7 protein-coding genes are annotated in these 6904 nt (G+C 46.4%); 5 read left to right on the forward strand and 2 right to left on the reverse strand.

All coding sequences use genetic code 11. The annotated features are described in order from the left end of the window. Positions 1-1589: 1589 nt before the first annotated feature. A complete protein-coding gene (locus AAC01S_RS17825; protein ID WP_067625683.1) occupies positions 1590-1814 on the reverse strand; it encodes a hypothetical protein in 225 nt (74 codons plus the stop codon). A gap of 441 nt (positions 1815-2255) precedes the next feature. Between AAC01S_RS17825 and AAC01S_RS17830 the strand changes: the two genes are divergently transcribed. Beyond that, the gene (locus AAC01S_RS17830; RefSeq protein WP_067625685.1) at positions 2256-3230 is read left to right on the forward strand and encodes an EVE domain-containing protein; all 975 of its coding nucleotides are present in this window, start codon (positions 2256-2258) and stop codon (positions 3228-3230) included. Between the two features lie 86 nt (positions 3231-3316). On the opposite strand, the gene AAC01S_RS17835 is transcribed toward AAC01S_RS17830, so the two are convergent. Beyond that, entirely contained in the window at positions 3317-3739 is a 423-nt protein-coding gene (locus tag AAC01S_RS17835; protein WP_157071280.1) for a hypothetical protein, read from the reverse strand. Between the two features lie 197 nt (positions 3740-3936). Here AAC01S_RS17835 and AAC01S_RS17840 point away from each other — a divergent pair, with 197 nt between their 5' ends. The 4 genes from AAC01S_RS17840 to AAC01S_RS17860 all read left to right on the forward strand — a co-directional run. Next, the gene (locus AAC01S_RS17840; RefSeq protein WP_067625691.1) at positions 3937-4233 is read left to right on the forward strand and encodes a winged helix-turn-helix transcriptional regulator; all 297 of its coding nucleotides are present in this window, start codon (positions 3937-3939) and stop codon (positions 4231-4233) included. 61 nt (positions 4234-4294) lie between these two features. Next, positions 4295-5089, forward strand: coding sequence for a GIY-YIG nuclease family protein (locus AAC01S_RS17845; protein ID WP_067625693.1), 795 nt, complete (start codon positions 4295-4297; stop codon positions 5087-5089). A 78-nt stretch (positions 5090-5167) separates the two neighbouring features. Next, positions 5168-5929 (forward strand): hypothetical protein, encoded by a 762-nt coding sequence (locus AAC01S_RS17850; RefSeq protein WP_067625695.1) that lies wholly within the window; start codon positions 5168-5170, stop codon positions 5927-5929. Positions 5930-6394: 465 nt separating this feature from the next. After that, on the forward strand, positions 6395-6904 hold a 510-nt coding region (locus AAC01S_RS17860; RefSeq protein WP_174520861.1), incomplete at its 3' end, for a transposase.

A 6904-nucleotide genomic window follows, 5' to 3' on the forward strand; every position in this document is an offset into this window, starting at 1 on the left:
TTCTAAAAATAGGTCTGTACTCTTACAAATACAATTCTCGCAAGTGGAGTCCCAATATAATTAAGATGAATATTGCACGCCAGGTACGGAGCGCCTTATATTGGTTTTTACCATTGTTCAAACATCCATCGTTCAAGCAGGAGCAGGAGTGGCGTTTTCAGTTCTACATCTTTGAGAAAGAGCAATCAGAGCACAAGGTATCGGATATTCAGTTTCGGGTTCGAGATAACTTTTTGCTCCCCTATATGAACTTGAAACTGTATTACCAGCAACAGACTGAATGTCTTCCACTGTCGGTTGTCAAGGTGGGACCATCTACTACACCTACTCTCACGAAAGAGAGTATAGAATTTATGCTAAAATCGCGCGGCTTTTCCGTGCCTGTGGAGACCTCCAAGATCCCCTTCCGAGGATAGTATTCGGAGACGGGGCGTTTCAGGGAGGGGGAGCTTTCATCTCTACGTTCCTCTTCCGTACCACTTCACCAGCCGCCTGCTTTCCCTCGCTATTCGCTCTTCAAAAGGCGTGGCAATGGGCATTGGGGCATTGATACGGGGACATTTCCGAATGATTCTCGGTCTTGTGTCTGGTTTGCTCTGTTCGTTTCCACTCTGTTTTAGAGCATCATTGGGATTCAGGTCTGTCATGGGTGACACCTCCATAGAGCAGGAATTTAAGGGAGGAGGGAGTTAGAGAAGTCCTTTCCGTAGTGAGTTCCTTTCACAGCAACGCTTGTTCTCCATGATGGTAACAATCAAATCCTGCTGTCATCATACAGCCACCAACGTCGAGCGACATGCAGTCTTGGTCACAATGACATCCAACAAAAAGTGCAACAGAAACCATCTATTCAATGACTTGAAAGGCATTAACCTCGTAGACCCTTTAGCCGCTCTTACGGGCGTTGACGATCTAAGGTTATGGGGTTTCATCCCAAGTTTACAGAGAAAATGATGTTTATCAATCAAAACATCTGGAATGGGTAGGTTTATGTATTACCGCACTCGGAACGCAATCAACGAACAATGCATTTCGTCGTTTCCATCATCGCGAGTGATTGAACTTATCTTGGCTGTGTGACTGCGCTAACCGTCTCATGGCTTCCTGGTACCCGTGGGGCAGGTAAGGTGGTTGGAAACAGTTTACATTCGGTAATCAGCGGAATTCGTGCGCCGCGATGACGGTATCGGTGACGATTCGGTTCGTCCTGAACATCACTCTCAATAGGTCCTAATATCCCCTTTGCAGGTATATCGCTCACCACAGTCCCGTGCCATCGGTTCATCGGATGCAAATGCCATGTTGTTGTCGCCAGGAACATATCAATTTCCCTTCGCCCGACCGTCCTTCATTTGCCCTGCCTTTTCATTCCGCATCGGGCACATCAAACTCCATCAACGTCCCGTTATCATCACATACACCGTGACCGCAAGCGCAAATGACGGTAGAGCCACACATTTCGATGGGGAGCTTCCCAAGCTCGGCTCCATCTCTCCACTCGACTTCTCGGCTACACTTGTTACAGTGAATGACGAACATGTCTAAGACCTCCGTTTGTTCAGGGATTGTGGAGCAAGGGGATATCGGGATTATTTCTGCTCCCTTTCGCCTTGCGTCCCGTCTTTATTCGGGTACTCAAGAAATTGCTCCATTATCTCTGGGGGCAAACGATGGGCTTCGGATAACGATACGCCATTTGCTTTGCACCAATCGACCAGTTTCCTGACTTTCACTTTTGGGTCGTTCGGGTTAGGGGGTACGGCGAATACACCGTCTGGGAAGTTGTCATCCCAGTTCCAGTCGTTACCGCCCATTGCTCATCACCGCTTCGTTGATTGTAGGTATTGCTTCAGCTTGGTTAACGCTTCTTGATGTCTGTGGAAGATTCGTTTTGTGCTCATCGCCATGGGGATGGTTGTTCTACAGATTGGCTGATCGAGAAACTTTATCCTGTTAGGTGTGCCGTTTGGATGATCCCGCTCATTTTCCAAGTTACTTCCCCCGTTCCTGTTTAGCATGTGAAACAACCATGTGCTAAGCTACGAAACCACTCATTTTCACCATGATAGCTCAAGAATGGACATATGTAAAAATATGTAATGATAGAGTTGGGTTCCTAACATCATTGAAATGACGGGATGGATGGTTGAAAGGTGCGTGGATGGTCGTTGACGAATAAAGGAACATGGAGCATTTGGAATTGAGGGTCAGATATTCGAAAGTAACATAATGTGTGTGATCAGTGAGGCGATATCATGTCCGTTCACATTTTTGTTTTGAACGAGAAGAATTACGAAGTATGCATTCGTAGAGGTATTGCAGGCATTCCGAATCACGATAAAGACCAATACAACGATGCGTTAATATCACGGATGGCTCCCATCAAAAAAGGTGACTCCGTTCTTTTCTATATCATGGATGCCAAAGAACTGCACGGTATCTACCGAATTATGGACAAGCCCTTTTTCGACACCGCACCCATATGGGAATCCCAAGATGCTAAGCGCGTTTATCCGTTTCGTGTCCGCATTGAAAACTCTGAGTATGTGTTTGAAAACCCAATTAAGTTGAATGACGTGTACGATTTGAAGGACAACGGCTTGATGTGGACGTTCAGCCTCCAAAGACCAGGTGGTACTTCAAATACCCTGTTTTCGATTACGAATGATGAATTTCAACACCTGTTTCGCCTATTTCTAAAGCTCAACCCTGTTCTGAAACAGCCAAGCCCGATTCGTGAACCGTACCCATATCACGAACCAAATCTTCTCAGCCAATTGCATTTCGACGGCAACTATAATCCGAAGTACGAGTACAGCGTGATGGCATTGTTGCTCAACGAGTTTGCCGAGGGGAGTTTCAAAGGCATTTTTGGGGAGTACGATGACTTCTTGGGGTATATTCCCACAAGCTTCGGGAGAGAAATGGATGTCTTACTCATTACACATAATCCTCTGAATAAAGATGAAGTCATCGCGTACAACATCGTGGAAGTGAAGAGGGATCGCTTTGACGAGGATGGGTTGGTGCAACTCTTGCAATACGAGGATTGGTTCCTCCGCAAAAAGGTCAATGGTGATTTCAATATGTTGAGGACAACGGCAATCGCGCAAAGCTTTAGTGACAAGGTTGTCGATTATGTGGAAAAGCGAAAGCGGTACGAAGGAAAAGGCATCAAATTGCTAACTTTCTCGAATAGCGAACGCGGATTTGAGCTTAAACAGGTGTAGAGAGAACGTGTCGCGGGCGGACGGGATACTATAACATGAGGCTCCGCCTATTTCCAGACATTAAGGCTCATGCTGAGACTTTTACTCTATATTTGCGTATCAGGCGCGTACATCGATATTTGACCGTCTTCGTTAACGAATATAAAGTGTAACCCAATGGACTGTTTCAACCATTGCGGTACTTTACGGCATTCCTTCACCATTTGTGAGGTCTGAGGAACGGCAATTGCATACTTCTTGTTCCTATCGGTCATCCGTTTAAGGATTTGACCAAGTGCTGTGTTGTGGTCGGTGGTTATGCTGGCGGTATGTCCTTTCGCTTCAATTGTCCAATAATCACTTCTATCCTCTTCATTTACAGCGATCAAGTCAGCTTCAAAGTTATTCTGCGCGAAAGCGATTCTGTAGCCAAGGGAGGAGAAGTAATCAGCAACAGACTCAACAACAAATCCTTCATTTGGATATACGGACGGTTTTTGCATCGTCACCTTCATCCCTTCGGTATCCAACCTGTGACCCCAGAGTGAACTCTCTCAAATTGATATCCGACGACATTTGCGAAGTTGTCCACGGTGCCCACACTCCAACTGAACCAGCCTCTTCTTGTTATGCTACCGTAGAAATAGATGGAATTGTTTCGGAGCAATTAGGGCGAAGGCTGTTATTGATACATTTGAATTAGTAGCAGTTTGGAAGGGGAGTTCAAGTGCAAGAACTGGACTTTGAGCAAATACCCGTAGAGTTTCGCGAGTTTTTGAAACCGATGATAGGACGAGATGCACTTGACCAGAAAATTATCGATGTTATGGCGGCGAAGTCGGATGTGGGCGGAATCGCAAGGCTATCGCAATACTACATCGCGGAAATTGTTGGAGCCACTCAACCGATGGTATCCAAACATATTAAGCAGTTAATTAAGCGTGGTTTCATTAGACTGGTAGAACAGATTCAAATGGCGCAAGGCTATATTTCAGCATTTGCTCCGAGAACGAAATCCGAGTGATGCGAATGAGGAGTTAAAGTCGTCTGACGCATGACTTCGAGACAACACGAGGAGTGTTTTCGTGGAGAATCTCTATGTGGACAACCTACGATTTGAACATATTTGCGATATCGTACCTGATAAAGTCGATGGAAAGGTGAGGGCGTTCTTTCCCCAACAGTCATATGAAAATCGGGAGAACTTGCCGTTACATCAATATGGGGCAGGTCCATTCTGTCGTTTTACGATCCCCAAGCTCTCAGCAGAGGGCGTGTACCTCATTCGTGTTAACGGTGCAGTTAAGTATGTGGGCGAGTGTCAAAATCTCGCTCATCGGTTCAACACTGGTTACGGGAACATTAGTCCTCGAAACTGTTTTATGGGCGGTCAGCCGACAAACTGCAGGGTCAACCATCGCATCTATATGGCGGCTAACGAAAATTCTGAGATCAAGCTGTATTTCCATGAGACGAACGAGAGGTTCCAAGTTGAAAGGGAACTGATTGAGCAGTTAAACCCTGAATGGAATATCGCGAGGGGAAAGTACAGGGCTATAGCCAGAGCAGTCAACGAAGAGTCAAGAAATAAGCCCGAATCACGCGTTGCGCGGAGTGAACCACGACGAAACTTTTCATGTCGAGACGAAGTTGTTTTAGCCGCTCAGTCTATTGTAGATCGGCGAGGGGTAAACCGTTTCACGGTACAAGAGATCGTTGACTACATGAGGGCAAGACAGACCAAGTATCCAGAATCAACGATCCGAACACACGTTACATCGCGGTGCTGTGTGAATGCACCGAATCATCATGCAACAGTGTTTTCTGACTTCGAACGAATTGACCGTGGAGTTTACAGGTTACATGGGCTTGAGTGCTAACCCTTGGCGACAAGTAGGCTTGTCAGCCTCAACGATTGTTACTGATTGTCCTGTGCTGGGGTGGAAGGGGAGAAAGTGATGTTTGACTCATACATTGGTATTGATTACTCAGGGCAAGGTTCTCCCACAAAACAATACCCTGAAATTCAAGTATTTGAGGCACAGGCTGGTGTATATCCGTCACGAAGACAAGAGAAGTGGTCTCGCAGACAGGTGTACGACTTCCTGGCTGAGAGGCTTGAACAGCAACAGAATGGTCTGGCAGGTAGGATGATAGTCGGTGTGGATCATGGATTTTCCTTTCCAGAATCGTATTTATTACGGCACGATTTATCTTCTTGGGATCATTTTCTCGGACACTTTGATGGCATATGGGGATACGCCAAGAACCGTGAGTTGTTTACAGCGGAAAGCCGAAGATCATTCTCATACCCAGATCAAAATGAACTTCGTCTAACGGAGAAGTTCACCTCTTCGGCAAAGAGTGTATTTAACTTTCAAGGCATTACAGTCGCGTTTTCTACGCACACGGGTATACCCTGGCTTTATGAACTGCGAAAGCATTTCAGCGATGTGCTTCACTTTTGGCCATTCGATGGTCTGATTCCCTCCGATGGGAAGAGCGTAATTGCTGAAGTGTATCCATCCTTGTTCTATCACCGATATTCATATCCCCCTGACTTAGAGAAGCGCGATGCGAGAGACGCATATGCCATAGCATTGTGGCTTCAAGAACAAGCCGTGAATGAAAAGTTGGATGTTTATCTGAGTCTGCCCACGCTTAAACCTAATGAAATACAAATTGCCCGAAACGAAGGGTGGATTCTGGGGATATTGTAACGGAATGAGTGTAGGTGTGGTGTTCACGCACATGGTCGTCAGATTGATAAGGGGCAAATCAAAATGCGTAGACGTTTTGGAAAGAAAACATCAACCATGATAGAAGCGAACAGAATTATAGTTGGTGCTTTCATGGAGGAGTTCGGCTCCACCTTTAAGCAGTCACAGACTTCAATGCCGAAATTGCTCAAATGGATTTCACGGTGTGTCTTTGTCATTGGGTTCTTCATTATGAAACCCCTTTACCACACATCCGGCCTCTCGGCATTATGCATCGCGCTTGCCTCATTCTCATTCGCCTGGATGGTCATCCTTGTTACCCAACAGCAGGTTATTGTCTCTCGCCAGTTCACTGAGGTTAGAGTTTCAGGTAGTGGTGTAAATTCAGCGGCTTGGTCTTGACGAGAAAGCCATCGAGTGCAATCTACTAAAAGTGACCAACAATTCAGTAGAGGAGGCACATCGATGGCTTCTAGAGACAAGATCGCACTTTTGGAGTTAATTCGCAAGATCGGATTGGAAGATGGTGACGTTGATTTCTTGAAGGAGGGGCTGAAGGTGCTCACCCAAGCCGTGATGGAAGCTGAGGTCAGTTCCCTCATTGGTGCTGAACGCTATGAACGCAGTGATAAGCGCACGAACAGCCGCAATGGGTACCGAACCAGGGAATGGGATACTCGTGTCGGAACGATTGATCTGCAGATTCCAAAGCTCCGTAAGGGAAGCTACTTCCCCAGCATCCTAGAGCCAAGGAAGAAGGCTGAGAAGGCACTCCTCTCCGTTGTTCAAGAGGCGTATGTTCATGGTGTGAGCACCCGAAAAGTGGATGAGCTTGTTGAGTCGATGGGGATTCAGGGCATCAGCAAAAGTGAAGTATCTCGGATTTGCAAGGAACTGGACGATGTAGTGCAGGGCTTCAAGAACCGCTCGCTGGAGGGAACGTACCCGTATTTGTGGTTAGATGCGACATTTCTC

The organism is Alicyclobacillus acidiphilus NBRC 100859 (genome assembly GCF_001544355.1).
GTDB classification, from domain to species: domain Bacteria; phylum Bacillota; class Bacilli; order Alicyclobacillales; family Alicyclobacillaceae; genus Alicyclobacillus; species Alicyclobacillus acidiphilus.